A 20983-nucleotide genomic window follows, 5' to 3' on the forward strand; every position below is an offset into this window, starting at 1 on the left:
CTAAGCTCGTCACCCGTGGCGACCACCGATACGCAGTACGAGGATCTGCTCCGGCTGGTGCTGGAGTCCGGCACCGCGAAGGCGGACCGCACCGGGACCGGCACCCGCAGCGTGTTCGGGCATCAGCTGCGTTATGACCTCGCGCAAGGCTTTCCGCTGGTCACCACGAAGAAGGTGCACCTGAAGTCGATCGTCTACGAGCTGCTGTGGTTCCTGCGCGGCGACTCGAACGTGAGCTGGCTGCGCGAGCACGGCGTCTCGATCTGGGACGAATGGGCGGGCCCGGACGGCGAACTCGGCCCGGTGTACGGCGTGCAGTGGCGCTCCTGGCCGACGCCGGACGGCGGCCACATCGATCAGATCAGCCAGGTGCTGGAAACCCTGCGCACGAACCCGGATTCGCGCCGCATCCTGGTCTCGGCCTGGAACGTGGCCGAGCTGGACAAGATGGCGCTGGCGCCGTGCCACGCGTTCTTCCAGTTCTACGTGGCCGACGGGAAGCTGTCCTGCCAGCTGTATCAGCGCAGCGCGGACCTGTTCCTCGGCGTGCCCTTCAACATCGCCAGCTACGCGCTGCTGACCCACATGGTGGCCAAGCAGGCCGGGCTCGAACCCGGCGACTTCATCTGGACCGGCGGCGACTGCCACATCTACGACAACCACCTCGAGCAGGTCACCGAGCAGCTGACCCGGCCGCAGTACCCGTTCCCGGAGCTGCGCCTGAAGCAAGCGCCCTCGCTGTTCGAGTACCGCTACGAGGACGTGGAAGTCGTGGGCTACCAGCATCATCCGGCGATCAAGGCGCCGGTGGCGGTGTGAGCTCCCGCAAGATCAGCCTGATCTGGGCGCAGACCCCCGACGGCGTCATCGGCGCCGACAACGCCATCCCGTGGCGACTACCGGAGGACATGGCCAACTTCAAGGCCACGACCTGGGGTCATCCGGTGATCATGGGCCGGCGCACCTGGGATTCGCTGCCCGCCAAGTTCCGCCCGCTGGAAGGCCGCCGCAATATCGTGGTCACCCGGCAGGCCGACTGGGCGGCCACGGGCGCGGAGCGCGCCGGATCCGTCGAGGAAGCGCTGGCCCGGATCGACGGCGATGTCTGGGTGATGGGCGGCGGCGAAATCTACCGCGCGACGCTGCCCTCGGCCACCGACCTGCTGGTCACCGAGGTGGACACCCGCGTCGACGGCGACGCCTACGCCCCCGAGATCGGCCCGGAATGGCAGGCCGTGCCGGAAGCCTGGCGCGAATCGTCGAGCGGTCTGCGTTTCCGGATCGTGCGCTACACCCGCTGACTCGCCCGGCGCAAACCCGGCCCGCGTGCTGGGCCGGTCGGGCATACTCCTGACATACGCGAAAGGCAGTCTCCATGGATAAGAAGTCGCTGACCGCGGTTGCCCGCCAACAGCTCAAGCTGGCCGCGACGGCTACCAGCGGGCGCAGTTCGCAAACCATCTTCGGCGGTCACGCCGCCTCGCTGCGGCAGACCGTCGTCGGTCTGTCGGCGGGCCAGAGCCTGGCCGAACACGACAATGCGGGCGACGCCACACTGCTGGTGCTCAGCGGGACGCTGACCCTGATCAGTGGTAGCAACGAGTGGAAGGGTTCGACCGGTGACCTGCTGGTCGTGCCCAAGGCCAGGCACAGTGTGAAGGCCAACGAGGACGTCGCGTTCCTGCTGACGGTGGCCAAGTAAGGCCACGCTGACGAGCGGAGCCGGGCCCGGCAGCTACTAGGCTGTTGCCCATGGGTGAGCCGCAGCCGATCCTCGATCCACTCTCACCGAGTGCGACCTTTCTGGTCGTAACCATCGACGAGGGTGGCGAGGCGGCCGTCCGCGAGTTGCTGGAGGAACTGGCCGGGGTCCGGCGTTCCATCGGTTTCCGCGTCCCGGGCTCGGATCTGACGGTGGTCACCTCGATCGGCTCCGCCGCGTGGGACCGGTTGTTCACCGGCCCGCGCCCCGCGGCGCTGAAGCCGTTCCCCGGTTACTTCGGGCCCAAGCATCAGGCTCCGGTCACCCCGGGCGATCTGCTCTTCCACATCAAGTCCCAAACCCCCGATGCCGCTTTCGAATTGGCGATGGCGATCGGGCAGCGCCTGGACGGCGCGGCCACCGTGGTCGACGAGACCGCCGGCTTCCGCTACTTCGAACAGCGCGACCTGCTCGGCTTCGTCGACGGCACCGAGAACCCGGAGGGCCACCTCGCCGTGTCGGCCGCGCTGATCGGCGACGAGGATCCCGAATTCGCGGGCGGCAGTTACGTGGTCGTGCAGAAATACCTGCACGACCTGGTCTCGTGGCGGGCGCTGCCGGTCCCCGAGCAGGAACGCGTGATCGGGCGCACCAAGCTGGAGGACTACGAGTTCTCCGACGCCGACAAGCCCGCCGATTCGCATGTCGCGGTGAACACCGTCAACGACCCCGAGACCGGCGCGCAACGCCAGATCCTGCGCGCCAACATGCCTTTCGGCAGCGTCAAGGAGGGCGAGTTCGGCACGTACTACATCGCGTACGCGGCCTCGCCGGATGTCGCCGACGCGATGCTCGTGCGGATGTTCCTCGGCACCGACGACGCCACGCACGACCGCATCCTGGATTTCTCCACAGCTGTGACGGGCACCCAGTTCTTCACACCGTCCGCCGATTTCTTCGACGAGCTGCCGGACCCGCCCGCGGCTCCGGCGGAATCTTCGGTTCCGGCAGGCGTTCGAAGTCAAAACGTGGGTAGTCAGAACAATGGCAGCGGATCACTCGGCATCGGCACCTTGAAAAGGAGTAGGTAATGAACAACCTCCATCGCGATCTGGCGCCGATCACTTCCGAAGCGTGGAAGGCGATCGAAGAAGAGGCGGGCCGCACCTTCAAGCGTCACATCGCGGGCCGCCGGGTCGTGGACCTGTCCGGTCCGCACGGTGAGGATTACTCCGCGGTCGGCCTGGGCCGCACCCGGGCCATCAGCCCGCCCGACGAGGGTGTGCGGGCCCGGCAGCGCGTGGTCGCCCCGCTGGTCGAACTGCGGGTCCCGTTCACGCTCTCGCGCGACGAGCTCGACGACGTCGACCGCGGCGCGCAGGACGCCGATCTGGATCCGGTGAAGGACGCCGCCCGCAAGATCGCCTTCGCCGAGGACCGCGCCATCTTCGAGGGCTACGCGGCGGCCGGGATCGAGGGTGTGCGCGCGAGCGCGTCCAACGCCCCGATCAAGCTGCCGACCGACCCGGAACAGGTCCCCGAGGCCGTCACCCAGGCCCTGAGCGCGCTGCGCCTGGCCGGTGTCGACGGCCCGTACTCGGTGCTGCTCAGCGCCGACCTCTACACCGCGGTCAGCGAGACCTCCGACCACGGCCACCCCATCCGCACCCACATCGAGCGCCTGATCCCCGAGGGCAAGATCGTCTGGGCCCCGGCCATCGCGGGCGCCTTCGTCCTCACCACCCGCGGCGGCGATTTCGACCTCAGCATCGGCCAGGACATCTCCATCGGCTACCTCTCCCACGACGCCGAGAGCGTGCAGCTCTACTTCCAGGAAAGCCTGCAGTTCCAGGTCTACACCGCCGAAGCCGCGGTGGCGCTGGAAGCCTGATCGACCAGGATTGACCTCCTGCCGGTAGGCGGTAGCGTGAAGCCGCCGAAGCAGGAGGTTGATTATGGTGCGCGCGGGTGTGGTGCCGGGGCGGCGGATCACGCTGTACTCCGGGCTCGGTCTGTTGGTGACCGCGGTGCTGTGCGTGGGTGTGGTCGGCGTGTTCGGGGTGCATCGGGTGTTCACCGGGGCGCTGGCGGGCGCGGTGGCCGGGGTCGCGGTGCTGGTGGCGTTGTTCGCGCGGGACGCGATCGTGCTGACCGAGGGGGCGATCTACCGCCGCACGCCCTGGCACGAGGAGAGCATCGCGTGGGATCGGGTGGTGGCGGCGCGGTTTTCCCTCGACGAGCAGGAGCGCTGGGCGCTGGCGCTGGATCTGGCCGGCGGTGACGAACCGCACGGGGAATTGGTGCTGCTGTCGATCCCGCCGGTGACCAAACCGGTGTCCGGCGCGTACGACCTGCGCAAACAGGAGCAGGTGACCGAGATCCGGGAAATGCTGCGGCGCAAACGAATTCCGGTGACGGTGCTCCCGGAGATCGCCGGCGCGCTGAGCACGCACTGGCGGATCGCGCCGCCGACGCGATGAGCCGCCCGCCGTGGATAGGGTGACGAGCGCGGCCGGGGTCCAGTAGTTTGAGTGCTGTGTCGATGATGAAGGGCGCCAACGTTCCGGTGCCGATGCCCGTGGTCCGCATCGAACTGGGGTGGCAGTCGGGTCCCGGGGTGGACGCGGATGCCTCCGCGCTACTGCTGGTCGGCGGAAAAGTCCGCTCCGACAGCGATTTCGTGTTCTACAACCAGCCACAGCACGCCTCCGGCGCGGTGCGCCACGAAGGCAAGCAGCAGGGGCCAACGGTGCTGGACCAGCTCTGGGCCGACCTGGGCCGGGTGGAACCGCAGATCGAGACCATCGTCATCGCGGCCTCCGCCGACGGCGGCACCTTCGGTCAGTTCCAGGGCCTGTACGTGCGGGTGCTGGACGCCAACAACGGCGCCGAGGTGGCGCGGTTCGACAGCACCGGGGCCACCAGCGAGACGGCGTTCGTGCTCGGTGAGCTGTACCGCCGGCAGGGCGCGTGGAAGTTCCGCGCGGTCGGCCAGGGCTACGACTCCGGCCTGGCCGGATTGGCCACCGACTACGGGATTTCGGTAGACGACGCCCCCGCTCCCCCGCCGGTACCGCAGCATGCGCCGCCGCCCGCGCCGCCGCAGCCGCAGTTCACGCCGCCGCCCGCGCAGCAGTACGCCCCGCCGCCACCGCAATTCGCACCGCCCGCGCAGCCGTACGCGCCGCCTCCGCCTCCGCCGCAGTACCAGCAGCCGGCCGCGCAGCAGTACCAGCAGCCCCCACAGGGCCAGTACCAGCAGCCGCAGTATCAGCAACCGCCGCAGCAGTTCGCCCCGCCGCCGCCCCCGGGTGGCGCGCCGGTCAATCTCAGCAAGATCTCGCTGACCAAGGAATCCCCCTCGGTCTCGCTGACCAAGTCGGGCGCGACCGGCGGCACCATGCGGGTCAACCTGAACTGGACCACCACCCAGCCCGCCCGCGGCGGCGGCCTGTTCGGCCGGCGCTCTCGCGGCGGCAACGGCGGGCTCGACCTGGACCTGTGCTGCTTCTTCGAATTGGCCGACGGCCGTATCGGTTCGGTGCGCGCGCTGGACCGCTCCTTCGGCGATCTCACCAATCCGCCCTACATCCGGCTGGATCAGGACGACCGCACCGGCGCCAGCACCACCGGCGAGAACCTGGACATCAACCTGGATTTCACCGGCCAGTTCCGGCGCATCCTCGTGTTCAGCTCGATCTACGAGGGCGCCAAGGATTTCCGCGGCGTGCAGGCCACGGTCACGCTGTACCCGATGAACTCCACCCCGATCGAGATGACCCTGGACGGCTGCCAGGACGATTCGCGGGACGCGGTGCTCGCGCATATCGAGAACATCAACGGTGAGCTGGTGGTGCGCCGCGAGGGCACCTTCATCCGGCCGCCCGCGGGACAGCCGGGTGCGGGCGTCATGGAGATCGCACGCATCTATCAGTGGGACTTCGGCTTCAAGGCGGGCCGCGGCAAGGGCTGATCCGCCCTGGCACGATGGGTCGATGACCGATTTCGCCACGCCTCGGGAACTCGCACGCCGGACCTCGGCCGCCGTGGACGCGGCGGTCGGGGCGGCCCGCGATCGGGGATTGATCGTGGCCGATGCCACGGTGCTGCACGACGTGTTCTCCGTCGTCGTCCACCTCGCACCCGCCCCGGTGGTGGCCCGGATTCCGACGGTGCTGCCGCCCACCGAGACCCCGGACACGCTCGCGCTGCGGCAGCGCGCGGAACTGGACGTGGCCGGATGGCTCGCCGCCCGGGGCACCCCGGTGATCCCGCCCAGCCCGCTGCTGCCGCGCGAACCCGTGCGGCGCGGCTCGTTCTCGATGACGTTCTGGGAGTACCTCGCGGAAGACCGGGACCGCGCCCCGGACTATGTGGCGAACTCCGAAAGCGTCGCCGACCTGCATGCGGCGCTGCGCGAATACTCGGGGCAGCTGACGTTCCTGTCGGCCGCCGATCCCCAGTTCGTCGGAGCGGCGCTGGCCCAGCTCGAGCAGCGGCCCGACCTTGTCGAGGCGGCCGATCTGGCTCGCGCGCAGCGTGAGTGGCGCGTCCTGGAACCGCTGGTGCGCTCGCGCGCCGCGTTCGAGGCGGCGTTCCCGGGCATCGATCTCCAGCCCATTCACGGCGACTCCCCGCCCGCCAACATCTTCGCCGGTGTCGACGGCGACCGCTACTCCGACTTCGAGCTGATCACGCTGGGCCCCGTGGAGTGGGACCTCGCGGCGCTGGGGCCGGAGCACGAAGCCGCATACGACCGTGGAGCGCTGCGCAACGGCATGCGGCCGCTGCGCGAGGATATGCTGCGGTTCGTCAACGCCGTGGGAATGCTGCGGATCATCGCCACGCTCACGCTCACGCCGCAACTCCCCGAGCTGGTGGAATGGCTGCGCCCGGGTATCGAACAGTGGCACGCCATGCCGTTCGCCGGCGGGCTGGGCGACTAGACCGCGGTGAGCAGTTCGGTTGCCGCGCGGCGGATTTCGTCGAGGTCGCCCAGCCAGCCGAGCATCCGCAGCGTCGCGTCGGGAATGGTGCGCTCGGCGTAGTCCGGTGCGGCGTTCTCGTCGGAGCGAATGCTGATCACGGTTTCCACCAGCCGGAAGGGCAGGACCTCGGCGCCGGGGATACCCGCCGCCCCGGCCGCGGCCAGCACGTCGCGCGCGAAAGCCTCGTAGTGCCCGCGTAATTCGTCGCGCCGCAGCCGGAATGCCTCGAAGCGTTCGGTGCGCAGATCCGGAAGCAGGTACAGCGCACCGAGATTCCAGCGGGCCGCGCAGAGCTGGCGCACGTCGAACAGCGCCAGGGCGTAGAGCCGGACCGGCGCGGGTTCGGCGGCTTTGCCCAGTCGCTGGGCCAGGTCCAGTGGTGCGGTGATGGTTTCGCCCAGCAGGGCGTCGAGGATGTCGTCCTTGGCGCCGAAGTGGTGGTAGAGCGAAGCCTGCCGGATGCCGACGGCGTCGGCCACCGCCCGGGTCGAGGTGTTCGCGTAGCCCTTGGTGGTGAACAGCTCGCCGGCCGCGTCGAGGATCTCCGCGCGCGGGGTCTGCCCGCGCCGGGTGCGCTGTTCGAGCCGGGGACGACCGGGGCCGGGGTTTGTCACCAGCCCATTCTGTCATCGCGGCGGCAAGCTCCCCGCCGCCCGCCGTCCACCCGTGAGGTTTCTGTCATTCGACAGAAATCGGGGCAACACAGAAGTTACCGGCGTTCCCGTAAGCGATACACGCGCGACACCGAAACCGCGATCGCGAACGCAAAACTGTCACCTGATAGATATTGGCCACACGCCGGAGGAACCCCATGGCCACCACCCTGAACTCACCCGATTCCGACAGCGCCGACCTGGCGGGCTTCGGCTATCAGCCGGTGCTGCACCGCAAGCTGGGCCGCTATGCCTCGTTCGCGGCCGGGTTTTCGTTCGTCTCCATTCTCACCACGATCTTCCAGTTCTTCGGACTCGGCTACTCCTTCGGCGGCGCCGCCTTCTTCTGGACCTGGCCCCTGGTGTTCGCCGGCCAGTTCCTGGTCGCGCTGAACTTCGCCGAACTCGCCGCGCACTACCCGATTTCGGGTTCCATCTACCAGTGGTCGCGCCGCCTGGCCGGTGATCTGGTCGGCTGGTTCGCGGGCTGGTCGATGATCATCGCCCAGGTCGTCACCGCTGCGGCGGCCGCGATCGCGCTGCAGGTCGTCCTGCCCTCGGTGTGGAGCGGATTCCAGCTGATCGGCGACGATCCGGCGCTCACCTCGACCTCCGGCGCGGCGAACGCGGTGCTGCTCGGCAGCGTGCTGATGGTGCTGACCACGCTCATCAACGTGGTCGGGGTCGATGTCATGGCCCGGATCAACGCCATCGGCGTCACCATCGAGATCGTCGGCGTGGCCGCGGTGATCGGCGTGTTCTTCACCAAGGCCGAGCGCGGACCCGAGGTGGTGCTGAACACCGAGGCGGCCGCCCCCGGCGGGTACATGGCCGCGTTCCTGGTCTCCGGATTGATGGCCGCCTACGTGATGCTCGGATTCTCCTCCGCGGGCGAGCTGGCCGAGGAGACCAAGAATCCGCGCAAGGTCGCGCCGCGCACGATTCTGTCCGCGCTCGCGGTGTCCGGCCTGGGCGGCGGGCTCATGCTGCTCGGCGCGCTGATGGCGGCCCCGAGCCTGACCGACGGCAACCTCGGCACCGGCGGCCTGTCCTATGTGATCAGCGCCAAGCTGTTTAGCCCGGCGGGCACGGTGCTGCTGTGCGCGGTGGCGGTCGCGGTGTTCGTGTGCACCCTGGCGATCCAGACCGCCGGGTCGCGCCTGATGTTCTCCATGGCGCGGGACGGGAAACTGCCCTTCGCGCAGGCCCTGTCGAAGGTGCACCCGCGCTTCGGCACCCCGATCCTGCCCGCGGTGGTGTTCGGCGCGGCCGGTATCGCGCTGCTGGTGATCAACCTGGGCAACGCCGCGATCTTCGCCACGCTGGCCAGCGTCTGCGTCGTCATGTTCTACATCGCCTACCTGCTGGTCACCGGTCCGATGCTGCGTCGGCGCTTCCAGGGCTGGCCGGGCGAGAGCACCGAGGAGGGCCTGTTCTCGCTGGGCCGCTTCGGCATCGCGGTGAACATCGGCGCGGTCGTGTGGGGCATCGCCATGGCGATCAACCTGGCCTGGCCGCGGCCGGAGATCTATACGCCGCAGGGCGGCGGCTGGTGGATGCTCTGGTCCGCGCCACTGTTCGTGGTCCTCAGTGCCGCAGTCGGATTCGCCATCTACCGCGCGGTGACAGGCAAACCGGAGCCGGTGGCCGCCGGCCCGGCCGAGGAGCCCGCCGTTCAGCCCGCCTAGTACCCGCCCGGCAACCGACCGTCCCAACGCAGGGAGCGAATCATGACCGACCAGAGCACATCGTCGACAGTGGGCGCCCGCGCTCATGCCCGCGCCCAAGCGGCGGCCGCGAACTTCGTCACCCCGGCGGCCGACGGTGTCGATCCCGCGAAAGTAACCTGGGCACAGCGTATTCCGTCCGGCGGCTATGCCAACGTCGTGCTCGGCCGGGGGACCCGGATCCGGCTGAGCGACCCGGACGGCGCGGCCTGCGCTCATCTGCTGCTGCTGCGCGCGGAGGCGCGCTGGGAGCGGCTCAATGTCGCCGACACCGTGAAAGTGCCGTGGCAGGCCTATCTTTCGACCGGCCACCCGCTGCTCTCGGATCAGGGCCGGGTGCTCGCCACCCTCGTCGCCGACACCTCGGGGCAGCACGACACGCTCTGCGGACCGACCGCCGCCGGGCGGGATCAGCTGCGCCTGGCCGGGGTGAAACAGGGCCTGGAGCCCCGGGATATCGCGCCGACGGTGTCGTTCTTCCGGGGTGTTCGAGTCGGCTCCGACGGCTCGCTCGGCGTGACCGGCGGCAGCGGACCGGGCGGCTCGGTGGATCTGCTGGTGCACCTGCCGGTGGTCCTGCTGCTGGCCAACGCACCGCATCCGCTCGATGAGCGGCCCACCACCGACCTCGACGTGGTCGCCTGGGCCGCGCCCGAGGAACTGAGCGGGCCGGCCGCGGGCGATCCCGAGTACCAGCGGGCCGTCGAGAACACCGAATCCGCTTGGACCGCACTGACGTTGGAGGCACGCGCATGAGCACGACACTGGCCCGCACGATCGTCCTCGACGAAACCGTTCCCGCCTGCGCACCCTGGTCAACGGTGGTCCGTGCGGGCGAAATCCTCGACATCATCGACCTGCACGGCAATCAGGCCGTCGACTGCCTGCTCTACAACGCGGCCGACCACACCGACCGCTACAGCGCCCAGGCCACCGTCACCGCGCAGCGCAACATCTTCCTCACCACCGGCAGTGTGCTGCTGACGGATTCGGGCACCGCCCTGCTGACGGTGCTCGCGGACGAGGTCGGCAACCACGACACCATCGCCGGCGCCTGCTCGCAGGAATCCAACACCCTGCGCTACGGGCACCACACCCGTCATCAGCACGCGTGCGTGGAGAACTTCCTGACCGAGGCGATGAAACACGGTCTGGGCAAACGGGATCTCGTGTCCAACATCAACTGGTTCATGAATGTGCCGGTGGAGGCGGACGGCACCCTGGGCATCGTCGACGGCTTGTCCGCGCCCGGCAAGAAGGTCACGCTGCGCGCGGAGACCGACACCCTGGTGCTGGTCTCGAACTGCCCGCAGATCAACAACCCCTGCAACGGATTCGATCCGACGCCGGTGCGCATGGTGGTGTCGCGATGACGATCACCGAACTGGTCACGCCGGTCGAAGCACCGGCCGAAGCGACCGCACCGCACCGGATCGCCGAGGTGGTCCGCCCGGGTCTGCTCACCACCGTGCAGGACTGGCCGGGCCGGGTCGGCTACTGGCACATCGGCGTTCCGCCGTCGGGCCCGATGGACGACCTGTCGTTCCGGCTCGGCAACCGGGTCCTCGGAAACCCCGAGGGCGCGGGCGGTTTGGAGTGCACGCTGGGCGGACCGGCGCTGCGGTTCGCCGAGCCGACGTGGGTCTGCGTCACCGGCGCGCCGGCGGACGTCACGATCGACGGCGCACCCGTCGAGCTGTGGCGCACAGTGCGGGTGCCCGCGGGCGGAGTACTCGACGTCGGGGCGATCCGAGGTCCGGGCATGCGGACCTACGTGCTGATCGCGGGCGGCATCGAGCTACCCGAATACCTGGGCAGCATCGCGACGTTCACGCTGGGCAAGTTCGGCGGCAGCACGGGCAACGCACTGCGGGCCGGCGAACCGCTCCCCCTCGGCGCACCCCGCGCCCGGATCGCCGCGGGCGTCCCGATGGACGACCAGCCGGTGCTGACCAACCGCTGGGAACTCGCGGTCACCGAGGGCCCGCACGGCGCACCGGAGTTCTTCACACGCAGGGACTTCGAGACGATCACCGGCACCGACTACGAAGTGCATTTCAACTCCGATCGCACCGGTGTGCGGCTGATCGGGCCCAAGCCGGAGTGGGCGCGGACCGACGGCGGCGAGGCAGGTCTGCATCCGTCCAACATCCACGACAACGCGTATTCGATCGGCGCGCTGGACTTCACCGGCGACACCCCGATCCTGCTCGGTCCCGACGGTCCGAGTCTGGGCGGCTTCGTCTGCCCGATCACCGTGGTCGCCGCCGACAAGTGGAAACTGGGCCAGCTCGCACCCGGCGACCGGGTGCGCTTCGTCCCGATCCGCAGCGAAAACGCGGCTTCCCCCAGGCAATTGGGTGCGGCGCGACGGGCCAACCTGCCGCTGGTGTTATCGACCGGTGGCGACGGCGACGACGGAGTGCTGCGCCGAGCGGACGTCGACGACGAGATCGGCGTCACCTATCGACGCCAAGGCGACGACGGTGTCCTCGTCGAATACGGCCAGCTGACACTGGATCTCACGCTGCGCGCCCGCGTCCACGCGCTGCACCAGCACCTGCTCGCGGCCAGGGTGTCCGGCATCATCGAGATGGTGCCCGGTATCCGCTCGTTCCAGGTCCGCGTGGATCCGCATGTGCTGCCGATCGCCCGGCTGCTGGCGCTGCTGGCGGAGACCGAGCGGCATCTGCCCGCCGCCGATGAGCTCGTGGTCCCGAGCCGCACCGTCCACCTGCCGCTGTCCTGGGACGATCCCGCCACCCGGGAGGCGATCACCCGCTACATGCACGGTGTCCGCGCGGACGCGCCATGGTGCCCGTGGAACATCGAATTCATCCGTCGCATGAACGGTTTGGCCGCCGTCGAGGACGTCTACCGGACCGTCTTCGACGCCGAATACCTGGTGCTCGGTCTCGGTGACGTGTATCTCGGCGCGCCGGTCGCGACGCCCACCGACCCGCGTCATCGCCTGGTCACGACCAAATACAACCCGGCCCGCACCTGGACCCCGGAGAACGCGGTCGGCATCGGCGGCGCGTACCTGTGCATCTACGGCATGGAGGGTCCTGGCGGCTACCAGTTCGTCGGCCGCACCACCCAGGTGTGGAATCACGCCTGGCGGCCGGATGTCAGCCCGGAGGAAAACCCGTGGCTGCTGCGCTATTTCGACCGCATCCGCTGGTATCCCGTCGAGGCGGACGAACTGCTGGACAAGCGCGCCGATTTCGCGGCGGGCAAGGTCGAGGTGCAGGCCGAGGACGGCGAGTTCCGCCTGGCGGACTACCGAAAGTTCTTGGCCGCCAATGCCACGTCCATCGAGGAGTTCCGGGCGGTCCAAGCCGAGGCCTTCACCGCGGAACGCGCGTCGTGGCAGGCCGCGGGCGAACTCGCCTGAGGGCGGGTCACCAGCCGAAAAGCTCGGCCAGATCGATGGCTTGGTCGTCCCAGCGGCGCTCGATCTCGCGCCGCTGCTCGGCGGGGAGATCGGGCGCCCAGCCACAGCGGCGCCAGAATTCCTCGCGGTGTTCATCGCTCATGCGCATCGGCTCGGTCATGGCGCTCACCCCTGCTCGGCCACCGTCCTGCCCCTGCGAGTGTGCGCCGCTTCCGGCGGCGACATGCCGGAAGCGGCGCACAGCGGTCGAATCCGCCTGGATCAGCGCAGGTCTCGGAAGAACTCGCGCACATCGGCGAGCAGGATCTCCGGCTCCTCCAGGGCCGCGAAGTGCCCGCCGCGGTCGATGTCGGTCCAGCGGGTGATGGTGTTCTCGCGCTCGTCGTAGCGGCGGATGCCGATGTCGTGCGCGAGGGAGAGCACGGCGGTGGGCACTCCCGAATTCTGTTTCGCTTCACCCCATGGCGCGTCTTGGGCGTAGCCGACGTAGGCCGCCGAGCCCGCGGTGCCGGTGAGCCAATACATCATCGTGTTGGTCAGCAGCCGGTCCCGGTCGATGATCTTGTCCGGGTTCATATTTCGCGGGAATGTCCACTCGCGGAACTTGTCCATGATCCAGGCGAGCTGGCCGGCCGGGGAGTCGACCAGACCGTAGGCCAGGGCCTGCGGACGCGTGGATTGGATCGCGATGTAGCCGAACTCCTCGTTCATGAAGGCCTCGATCCGGCGCAGCCGATCGCGCTCCAGCTCGGTGAAGGTCGCCAATTCCGCTTCGGGAACCGGCATGTCGGGGAACGAGAGGGTGCCGTTGACGTGCACGCCGAGCACCCGATCCGGGGCGTGCCGGGCGACCTCCGGGCTCACCGCCGCACCGATGTCACCGCCCTGCACGCCGTAGCGCTGGTAGCCGAGCCGGTTCATCAGCTCGGCCCAGGCCGCGGCGATACGCTGCACGGTCCAGCCCTTGTCGCCCACCGGGCCGGAGAAACCGAAGCCGGGCAGCGCCGGAATCACCACGTGGAAAGCATCGGCCGGATCGCCGCCGTGCGCCGCCGGATCCGTCAAAGGCCCGATCAGATCGAGGAATTCGACCACAGAACCCGGCCAGCCGTGCGTCAGCAGCAGCGGGACGGCGTTCGGCACACTCGACCGGACATGCAGGAAATAGATGTTCTGCCCGTCGATTTCGGTAGTGAACTGCGGATGCGCGTTGAGCTTCGCCTCCTCGGCCCGCCAGTCGTAGCCGCCGCGCCAGTAGTCCACCATCTCGCGCAGCCATACAGTCGGGACGCCGGTGTCCCAGTCATCTCCCGGCAGCGGTGCCGGAATGCGCGTGCTGTCGAGCCGATGACGCAGATCATCGAGCTGCTCCTGGGCGATGTCGATGCGAAACGGCCTGATCTCGTTGCTCATGACTACAACTCTAGGAACGGCTTAGGACGGAATCGTTCCTAATGAAACGGGCCTTTACCGGGCATTGCCGCGGTCGCCGCTCAGTCCGTCCGGGACGTCGCTTCCGGGTTGACCTTGTCGCGGATGATGCGCAGGGCGGAGGTCAGGCCGTCCAGTTGGGCCGGGGTGAGCAGGCCGGTGAACCACTGCTCGATCGCGGCGATGTAGGCGGGGAGCACATCTTCGAGGCGGCGCTGCCCCGCGTCCGTCAGTACCGCGTAGGAGCTGCGGCGATCGGACGGATCCAGTTCGCGCCGAACCAGACCCGCGGTCGAGAGCCGGTCGACCAGGCGGGTGACGCCGCTGGTGGACAGGGAGGTCTGGGTGGCCAGATCGGTCATGCGCAGGCGCTGCTGTGGCGAGCGGCTCAGGCGCAGCAGCGCGTTCAGGTCCAGCCCGGACATGCCGTGCGGCTTCCAGGTCGCCTCCAGCTTGCCGGTCAGGCCTTCCTGCGCCTCGAAGAGCAGGCCCATGACGGTCAGGCGGGGATCGTCGAACAGGTCCATGCCGCCAACCTACCGCACTGATTGCCATGCGGATAGTTGACATGGGGAACATCCCCCGGTAGAAACTTGCTTAAGCAATATTCCTCACATCAAATATCTTGGAGGTTCCGATGTCTCGCTGGGTTGCCGGGTTCCGGTCCGCTGTGATCAGCCCCGACGAACAGATCAAGCTCGCCGAGTCGCGCGCCTTCGCCGAGCAGACGGTGCGCCAGCTGCTGCATCTGGCCGGCGGCGGTGACCAGCTCCGGGTGCGCCTGACCAATCGGTACGGGGATCGCCCGCTCGTCGTCGGCGCGGCGCGGGTGGCACTGCACAAACACGCCGAGGAGATCGTCGCCGAGACCGATACGCGGCTGCTGTTCGATGGCAGCGCACAGGTCGTCATCCCGGCCGGTGGCGAGGTGGTCTCCGACGCGGTCGATCTGGCCGTGCACCCGGGTTCGGACCTGATGCTCAGCCTCTACCTGCCGGAACCGACCGGCCTGGCGACGTTTTCGCACCAGCCCGGCGAAATCGCGCACGTAGCGGCGGGAGACGTGACCGCCGCACCGTCGCTGCCGATGAGCGAGCAGGTTCCGGCCCGCTTCTTCGTCACCGGCGTCGACGTGCGCACCGAGTCCGACGCCCCGGTGATCGTCGCGTTCGGCGATTCCTGGTTCGAGGGCACCGGCACGACCATGAGCGCGAACCACCGCTCGGTCGACTACCTGAACCAGCGCCTCACCGCCGGCTGGGCTGTCAACCAGGGCATCAGCGGAAACCGCCTGCTGACCGACGAGATCGGCGCGGCCGGGCTGCACCGCTTCGACCGTGACGTGCTGGCCGTCCCGGGCGTCACGCGAGTGCTGGTCAACTTCGGCATCAACGACCTGATCCTGGGCGGCATGGCCGGTCAGCCGCCCGCCACCGCGGCCGAACTCATCGCGGGCTTCACCGCGCTGGCCGCGCGGGCGCACGCCGCCGGGCTCACCGTGCACGCCGCCACCATCGGGCCCTACGCCGGCTGCGTCTACCCGGGGATGCCGATCGAGGAAACCCTGGCGACCCGCCGGGCGGTCAACGAATGGCTGCGCGGCACCGACGTTTTCGACGGCGTCTTCGATGTGGCCGCCGCCGTCGCGGATCCCGCCCGGCCCGACTTCATCCGCCCGGACTTCGATTCCGGCGACGGCATGCACCTCAACGACGCTGGCGCGCAGGCCATGGCCGCGACCATCCCGGTCTAATCCGGCGCGGCGAGACCGCGCAGCACGGCGTCGAGCCCGCCGTGGAACTCCGCGTCGGGCGTGAGCGTGGTTGCCGCCGCTGCGGTTTCGGATAGATACGGGTAGTCGGCGGGATCGAGCTCGGCCATGGCGGCCGTGCCCGGTCCCGCCAGCGCCGCGAAATGCTCGTTCTGCAGGAAGCCCAGCAGATAGGCGATCAGGGCGCGCTGGGCGATGACGCGATCCCGGCCGGTGAAGCCCGCGGCCGCCAGAATGACGAGCATGGCCTCGATGAGGCGCAGGGTGCCCTGCGCGGATTGCCGGTGGCGCATGAGCAGCGGAACCACGGCGGGGTGCGCGCAGACCGCGAGCCGCATCCGGTCCAGCAGCGTCCGCATCCGATCGCGCCACTCCCCCGCGGGCACCGTCAGGTCGACCGTGCCGAGTACCTGGTCCACGACCAGCACCTCGAGCGCATCCCGGTCGGGGACATAGCGATACAGCGCCATGGTGGCGACGCGTAGTTCCTTGGCGACCGCGCGCATGGTCGAACCCGGCAGGCCGTCGCGGTCGATGACCGTGAGGGCTGCGGTGGCCAGGTCGGCCGTGGTCAGGGAGCGAGGACGAGGCACGGTTTGACAGCGTACAAGGTACGCGCATACTGGTTGTAAGCGTACTGCGTACACCTAACTCTGGAGAGGCCGCGCCATGCCACTTCCCACCACCGTGTCCGACCGCGTGCTGAGCACCGTCACCGGTGCGTCGGTACCCATCCCCGACCCGAATCGCCTTGTGCACCTGCAATTCCGGCGCTTCGCCGGGTGCCCCGTCAGCAACCTGCACCTGCGCTCGATCGTGCACCGGCATGCCGAGATCACCGCCGCGAACATCCGGGAGGTGGTCGTGTTCCATTCCAGCGCAGCCGAATTGCGCAAGTACACCGCCGATTTCCCGCTCGACTTCATCGCCGACCCGCAGCGCACCCTCTACCGCGAATTCGGCGTCGAGTCCGGCCGCCGCGCCCTGCTCGACCCCCGCGCCTGGCCCACCATCCTGCGCGGCGTCGCGCACACGGTGTACGCGGTCCTGCGCAAACGCGAAGTCGCACCACCCGATCGGCCCGAAGGCGGTCGCCTCGGCCTACCGGCGGACTTCCTCATCGCCCCCGATGGCCGCGTGCTGGCCGCCGAACACGGTGCGCACGCGGACGATCAATGGTCGGTGGACGAACTGCTCGCCTTGGTCCCGGCTACTCGAAACTCCTGACCGTCGACGAAAAAACGGCCGCCGCCCGATTTCGGGCGGCGGCCGCTTCCGTCTATTCCGCGACGATGACGGCGATCTCCGGGCCGGCGGCGCCGATGTCCTCGCCGGGCCCGGCGAACCAGTGGCTGACCTCACCGTCGGCGAGGTCGCCCGCGACGTCCTCCCCGCTCGGCAGGACCGAGAGGGCGCCGGCGGTGGCGGCCGCGAGGAACTCCCACAGGGCCGCGCGGCCGGATTCGGCGGTGGTGAACGTCGTCGACTCGTAGTCGATGCCGTTGTCGTCGCGCAGGCCGACGCCCAGGTCCAGGGCCTCGGTCTGGGTCAGCACCACGGCGCCCGGGAGGACGAACGCGGGACTGTCCTCGGTGAGCGCGCGAACCCGGTCGGCGTAGGAGACCGGATGGCTCGCGGCGGCGGCCAGGGCCGTCTGCACCTTCGGGTCACTCGGCACCAGCCAGTGCACCGGTCCGGGGACCGGCTCCAGGGTGATGCCGAATCCGGCGCCGCTGCCGACGATCTCGTCGATCCGCAGGCCGTGCGCGAACAATGTTGCCGCACCGGCCTTCTGGATCGCCCAGACCGCGACGACCGCGTCCACCGACCGGGGCAGCGCCAGCGCGACGATATCGCCGGGTCCGGCGCCGTGCTCGATCAGCACGCGTGCCAGCTGCGAGGAGCGCCGATCCAGTGCGTGGTAGGCGATCTCGTTGCCGTCCTCGAGCAGCGCCGGGGCCTCCGGGTCCGCCTCGACGACCTCGGCGAGCACCTTGGCCAGCGTCCGGTTGCCGACGCGCGCCGGGTCCGGCGCCACCGCCGTGGCCGCGACACCGGAGTCGGCGAGCAGCTGCGCGCGTTCGGTGTCGTCGAGGATGTCGATGTCGCCGATCGTGCCGGACGGGTCGCCGAGCAGCGATTCCAGCACCCGGATCAGCCGCACCGAGAGGGTCCGCACCTCGTCGGCACTGAACCGGCTGGTCAGGTACTCGAAGGTGAATTCCATCGTGGACTCGGCGGCCACCTGCAGGGTGAGCGGGTAGTGCGTCGAGCTGTCCACCTCCACGCCGGTCACCGACATGCCGTCGATGGAGCTGGCGGCGGCGATGGCCTCGCGGTCGATCGGGTAGGACTCGAAGACCAGCAGCGTGTCGAACTGGGAACCGGCGCCGGCCATCCGCTGGATGTCGGCCAGGCCGACGTAGTGGTGGTCGAGCAGGTCGGCCTGATCGTGTTGCAGCAGGCGCAGCTGCTCCTCGATGGTGCCGCGATCATCGATGCGCACCCGGACCGGGAGCGTATTGATGAACAGGCCGACCATCGATTCCACGCCGGGCAGTTCCGCGGGCCGGCCCGACACGGTCGCGCCGAACACCACGTCCGATCGGCCGGTGAGCCGCCCGAGGGTGATGCCCCACGCGGCCTGCACCAGGGTGTTCACCGTGATGCCGAGTTCGGCGCAGTGCTTGGTGAGCCTGCGGGTGCGGTCGGCGTCGTAGTCCAGGACCAGCTTGCCAGTCTCGTACTGCTCGATCGACCGCGGTTGCGGCGCGAGTTCGGTCGGCTCGGTGAGCCCGTCGAACGCCGCCGCCCAGGTGCGCAGCGACGCGTCGGCGTCGCGGGTGCTCAGCCATTCCAGGAAGGAACGGTAGGACGCCACCGGCGGCAGCGCGGCCGAGTCGCCGCGCACCGCGTACAGCACCAGCAGGTCCTGCATGAGCAGCGGCATCGACCAGCCGTCGAGCAGCACGTGGTGCGTGGTGATGGCCAGGTGCCACTGCTGTTCGCCGGAGCGCAGCAGCGTGAACCGGACCAGCGGCGGCACCGCCATGTCGAAGCGGTTCGCCCGGTCCTCCGCGAGCAGGCGATCCAGTTCGGTGTCCCGCTCGGCCGCCGGCACGTCGGTGAGATCGATTTCCCGCCAGGGCAGTTCGACGCCGTCGACGGCGATCTGCACGGCCTGGCCCGCGGCGTCGGTGACGAACGCGGTGCGCAGATTCGGGTAGCGATCCAGCAGCGCCTGCGCGGCGGTGTGCAGGCGGTCCACCTCCAGCGCGCCGCCCAGGTCGACGACGGCCTGGATGGTGTAGATGTCGACCGTCGCGGTGCTCATCAGCGCGTGGAACAGCAGACCGGACTGCAGCGGGGTCACCGGCCACACCTCGGTCAGCTGCGGGTAGGTGTGCTCCCACAGGTCGATATCGGTCTGGCCGACCCGGACCAGCGGCATGTCCGAGGGGGTGCGCCCGCCGGAGTCGGGACGATCGGCGTGCTCGGCCAGGGCGCCGAGCGCCCGCAGCCACAGCTCGCCCAGCTCCCGCACCCGCTCCTGAGTCAGCAGACTCGCCGGGTAGGCCAGGGTCGCGCGGAGTTCACCGTCGACGACCATCGCCTCGATCTCGAGGCTGTGCGCCGCGGGCATCGCCGGATCCAGCTGGGTGCCGATCTCGGCGAGCGGCGTGCCCAGGTACTGGAAGCCGATCTGTCCCACGACATCCACGGGCCCGGCCAGCAGCTGTTCCTTGACCGCCTTGACCGCGTCGCCGGTGGCGCGGCCACCGGTGAAGGCCGCGTCGACCTCGCCCGGTTCCAGCCGGAACGTCGCGGGCCGGCCGAACCAGCCCACGGTGCGCGAAAGATCCGCGCCCGCGACGGCTTCGCGGCCGTCCCGGTCCAGGTCGATCAGCACGTCCCCGGCGCCCCAGCGGACCAGCGCCAAGGCCAGGGCGGCGAGCAGCGCGTCGGTTTCGGTGCCGCGGTAGCGGGCCGGGATGTCGGTCAGCGCCTTGCCGGTGGCCTCGGCGGGCAGGACCACCCGGACCTGCTCGACGGTCGCGGCGGTGTCGAGCGCCGGATCCAGCGCCCGGCTGCCGATCGGCGCCGAGGACTGGCGCGCCACGGCGGTGTCGCCGGCCTCGGCGAGACTGGTCGCCCAGCGGCGCAGCGAGGTTCCCGTGCCGGGCAGTGCCAGCGGCGCGTCCACCCCGAGCTGTGCGGCGGCCAGGGTCAGGTCCGCGCCCAGCACCTGCCAGGACGGGCCGTCGACCACGAAACGGTGTGCCACGACGAGCAATTCGTCGTCCCGGTTGTCGGCGAAGGTGAACAGGACGAACTGCACCATGACGCCGGCGGCGGGATCCAGGCGCGCGGCGGCCGCCGCGCGCTCGGCGGCGACCAGCTCGGCGAGGTTCGCGCCCTTCTCGACGCGGGCCTCGTGCACCAGCGGCTCGACATCCACCGAGCCCGGCGCCAGCGCCTCGAACAGCCAGCCCGCGCCGTCGGGGCGCAGCCGGGTCCGCAGCGCGTCGTGCAGGTCGACGATCGCGGTGAGCGCCTCCAGCAGCGTGTCCCAGTCCAGCGCGGCGGGCAGCGGCAGCAGCGCCGACTGCGCGAAGTGCTGGGCAGCGCCCTCGGTCAGTACCGCGGCAAGGGCAGGCGGCAGCGGGATCTCGCCGACGCCGCCGCCGGGCAGTTCCAGCAGGCGCGACAGGTCGGGGTCGTCCACCAGGGTGGCGACGGTGGCCAGCGCGGCGACACTGCGCTGCGAGAACACATCCCGGACACTGAACGCGACACCGAGTGCCTTGGCACGTGACACCAGCTGGATGGACAGGATGCTGTTACCGCCGAGCGCGAAGAAGTCGTCGTCGGCGCCGATGTGCTCGACCTCGAGCACGTCACCGAAGACACCGGCCACGAGCTGCTCGACCGGGGTGACCGGCGCGCGGAACTCGGCCTTCTCGAAGGTCGGCTGCGGCAGCGCGTTCCGGTCGAGCTTGCCGTTCGCGTTGAGCGGCAACGCGTCCAGCACCAGGAAGGCGCTGGGCACCATGTAGGACGGCAGCTCCGCCGCCAGCGCCGTCTGCAGTGCCCGCTTGTCGAACTCCGCGGAATCGGACTGGGCGGCAACCACATACGCGACGAGGCGATCGCCCAGGCCCGGATCGTTGTGCGCGAGCACGGCGGCCGAGGTGATCGATTCCTGACGCAGGAGCGCGGCCTCGATCTCGCCGAGTTCGATACGGAAACCACGAATCTTGACCTGGAAATCCGTACGACCCCGATACTCCAACTCACCAGCAGCGTTCCACGC

General features: G+C 69.6%; 20 protein-coding genes. 14 read left to right on the forward strand and 6 right to left on the reverse strand.

The features are described from left to right. Positions 1-15: 15 nt before the first annotated feature. The 8 genes from AB0H76_RS38715 (at position 16) to AB0H76_RS38750 (ending at position 6648) form a co-directional block, all read left to right on the forward strand. Positions 16-819: a thymidylate synthase gene (locus AB0H76_RS38715; protein WP_357332659.1), complete on the forward strand. Its 804-nt coding sequence runs from the start codon at positions 16-18 to the stop codon at positions 817-819. Beyond that, the gene (locus AB0H76_RS38720) at positions 816-1301 is read left to right on the forward strand and encodes a dihydrofolate reductase (protein WP_357332661.1); all 486 of its coding nucleotides are present in this window, start codon (positions 816-818) and stop codon (positions 1299-1301) included. Before AB0H76_RS38715 ends, AB0H76_RS38720 begins: the two co-directional genes overlap by 4 nt. Before the next feature lie 74 nt (positions 1302-1375). Then, positions 1376-1702 (forward strand): cupin domain-containing protein, encoded by a 327-nt coding sequence (locus AB0H76_RS38725; protein WP_357332663.1) that lies wholly within the window; start codon positions 1376-1378, stop codon positions 1700-1702. Between the two features lie 50 nt (positions 1703-1752). Next, complete coding sequence (locus AB0H76_RS38730; RefSeq protein WP_357332665.1) at positions 1753-2793, forward strand: Dyp-type peroxidase; 1041 nt, start codon at positions 1753-1755, stop codon at positions 2791-2793. Next, on the forward strand, positions 2793-3593 hold the full coding sequence (locus AB0H76_RS38735) for a family 1 encapsulin nanocompartment shell protein (protein ID WP_357332667.1): 801 nt from the start codon (positions 2793-2795) through the stop codon (positions 3591-3593). The genes AB0H76_RS38730 and AB0H76_RS38735 overlap by 1 nt, the downstream gene beginning before the upstream one ends. A gap of 64 nt (positions 3594-3657) precedes the next feature. Next, positions 3658-4182, forward strand: a complete 525-nt coding sequence (locus AB0H76_RS38740) for a hypothetical protein (protein WP_357332669.1) — start codon at positions 3658-3660, stop codon at positions 4180-4182. Positions 4183-4244: 62 nt separating this feature from the next. After that, positions 4245-5675 carry a TerD family protein gene (locus tag AB0H76_RS38745; RefSeq protein WP_357332702.1) on the forward strand — a complete coding sequence of 477 codons (1431 nt, stop codon included), beginning with the start codon at positions 4245-4247 and terminating at the stop codon, positions 5673-5675. 22 nt (positions 5676-5697) lie between these two features. After that, positions 5698-6648 carry an aminoglycoside phosphotransferase family protein gene (locus AB0H76_RS38750; RefSeq protein ID WP_357332671.1) on the forward strand — a complete coding sequence of 317 codons (951 nt, stop codon included), beginning with the start codon at positions 5698-5700 and terminating at the stop codon, positions 6646-6648. Here AB0H76_RS38750 and AB0H76_RS38755 read toward each other — a convergent pair. Next, positions 6645-7304 carry a helix-turn-helix domain-containing protein gene (locus AB0H76_RS38755; protein ID WP_357332673.1) on the reverse strand — a complete coding sequence of 220 codons (660 nt, stop codon included), beginning with the start codon at positions 7302-7304 and terminating at the stop codon, positions 6645-6647. The two genes, AB0H76_RS38750 and AB0H76_RS38755, sit on opposite strands and share 4 nt — an antisense overlap. Positions 7305-7501: 197 nt before the next feature. Here AB0H76_RS38755 and AB0H76_RS38760 point away from each other — a divergent pair, with 197 nt between their 5' ends. Genes AB0H76_RS38760 through AB0H76_RS38775 form a run of 4 tightly spaced genes read left to right on the forward strand, consistent with a single transcriptional unit; the run spans position 7502 to position 12467 of the window. Beyond that, on the forward strand, positions 7502-9031 hold the full coding sequence (locus AB0H76_RS38760) for an amino acid permease (RefSeq protein WP_357332675.1): 1530 nt from the start codon (positions 7502-7504) through the stop codon (positions 9029-9031). Between the two features lie 42 nt (positions 9032-9073). Beyond that, a complete protein-coding gene (locus AB0H76_RS38765) occupies positions 9074-9826 on the forward strand; it encodes a DUF1989 domain-containing protein (protein WP_357332676.1) in 753 nt (250 codons plus the stop codon). Next, a complete protein-coding gene (locus tag AB0H76_RS38770; RefSeq protein WP_357332678.1) occupies positions 9823-10443 on the forward strand; it encodes an urea amidolyase associated protein UAAP2 in 621 nt (206 codons plus the stop codon). The genes AB0H76_RS38765 and AB0H76_RS38770 overlap by 4 nt, the downstream gene beginning before the upstream one ends. Further along, positions 10440-12467, forward strand: coding sequence for a 5-oxoprolinase/urea amidolyase family protein (locus AB0H76_RS38775; protein WP_357332680.1), 2028 nt, complete (start codon positions 10440-10442; stop codon positions 12465-12467). Before AB0H76_RS38770 ends, AB0H76_RS38775 begins: the two co-directional genes overlap by 4 nt. Before the next feature lie 7 nt (positions 12468-12474). On the opposite strand, the gene AB0H76_RS38780 is transcribed toward AB0H76_RS38775, so the two are convergent. The 3 genes from AB0H76_RS38780 to AB0H76_RS38790 all read right to left on the reverse strand — a co-directional run bounded on the left by AB0H76_RS38780 (position 12475) and on the right by AB0H76_RS38790 (position 14425). Next, a complete protein-coding gene (locus AB0H76_RS38780; protein ID WP_357332682.1) occupies positions 12475-12627 on the reverse strand; it encodes a hypothetical protein in 153 nt (50 codons plus the stop codon). A gap of 101 nt (positions 12628-12728) precedes the next feature. Beyond that, positions 12729-13880, reverse strand: coding sequence for an epoxide hydrolase family protein (locus AB0H76_RS38785; protein ID WP_357332684.1), 1152 nt, complete (start codon positions 13878-13880; stop codon positions 12729-12731). A gap of 80 nt (positions 13881-13960) precedes the next feature. Next, entirely contained in the window at positions 13961-14425 is a 465-nt protein-coding gene (locus tag AB0H76_RS38790) for a MarR family transcriptional regulator (RefSeq protein ID WP_357332686.1), read from the reverse strand. A 110-nt stretch (positions 14426-14535) separates the two neighbouring features. Between AB0H76_RS38790 and AB0H76_RS38795 the strand changes: the two genes are divergently transcribed. Next, the gene (locus AB0H76_RS38795) at positions 14536-15651 is read left to right on the forward strand and encodes a GDSL-type esterase/lipase family protein (protein ID WP_357332688.1); all 1116 of its coding nucleotides are present in this window, start codon (positions 14536-14538) and stop codon (positions 15649-15651) included. On the opposite strand, the gene AB0H76_RS38800 is transcribed toward AB0H76_RS38795, so the two are convergent. Then, positions 15648-16262 carry a TetR/AcrR family transcriptional regulator C-terminal domain-containing protein gene (locus tag AB0H76_RS38800; protein WP_357332690.1) on the reverse strand — a complete coding sequence of 205 codons (615 nt, stop codon included), beginning with the start codon at positions 16260-16262 and terminating at the stop codon, positions 15648-15650. The genes AB0H76_RS38795 and AB0H76_RS38800 overlap by 4 nt on opposite strands. Positions 16263-16338: 76 nt before the next feature. Between AB0H76_RS38800 and AB0H76_RS38805 the strand changes: the two genes are divergently transcribed. Then, complete coding sequence (locus AB0H76_RS38805; protein WP_357332692.1) at positions 16339-16896, forward strand: peroxiredoxin-like family protein; 558 nt, start codon at positions 16339-16341, stop codon at positions 16894-16896. Positions 16897-16948: 52 nt separating this feature from the next. Here AB0H76_RS38805 and AB0H76_RS38810 read toward each other — a convergent pair. Continuing rightward, positions 16949-20983, reverse strand: a 4035-nt coding sequence (locus AB0H76_RS38810) for a condensation domain-containing protein (RefSeq protein ID WP_357332694.1), incomplete at its 5' end; no start/stop codon positions are given.

The sequence above is a fragment of the Nocardia sp. NPDC050712 genome (assembly GCF_040654295.1).
In the GTDB taxonomy this organism is placed as follows: domain Bacteria; phylum Actinomycetota; class Actinomycetes; order Mycobacteriales; family Mycobacteriaceae; genus Nocardia.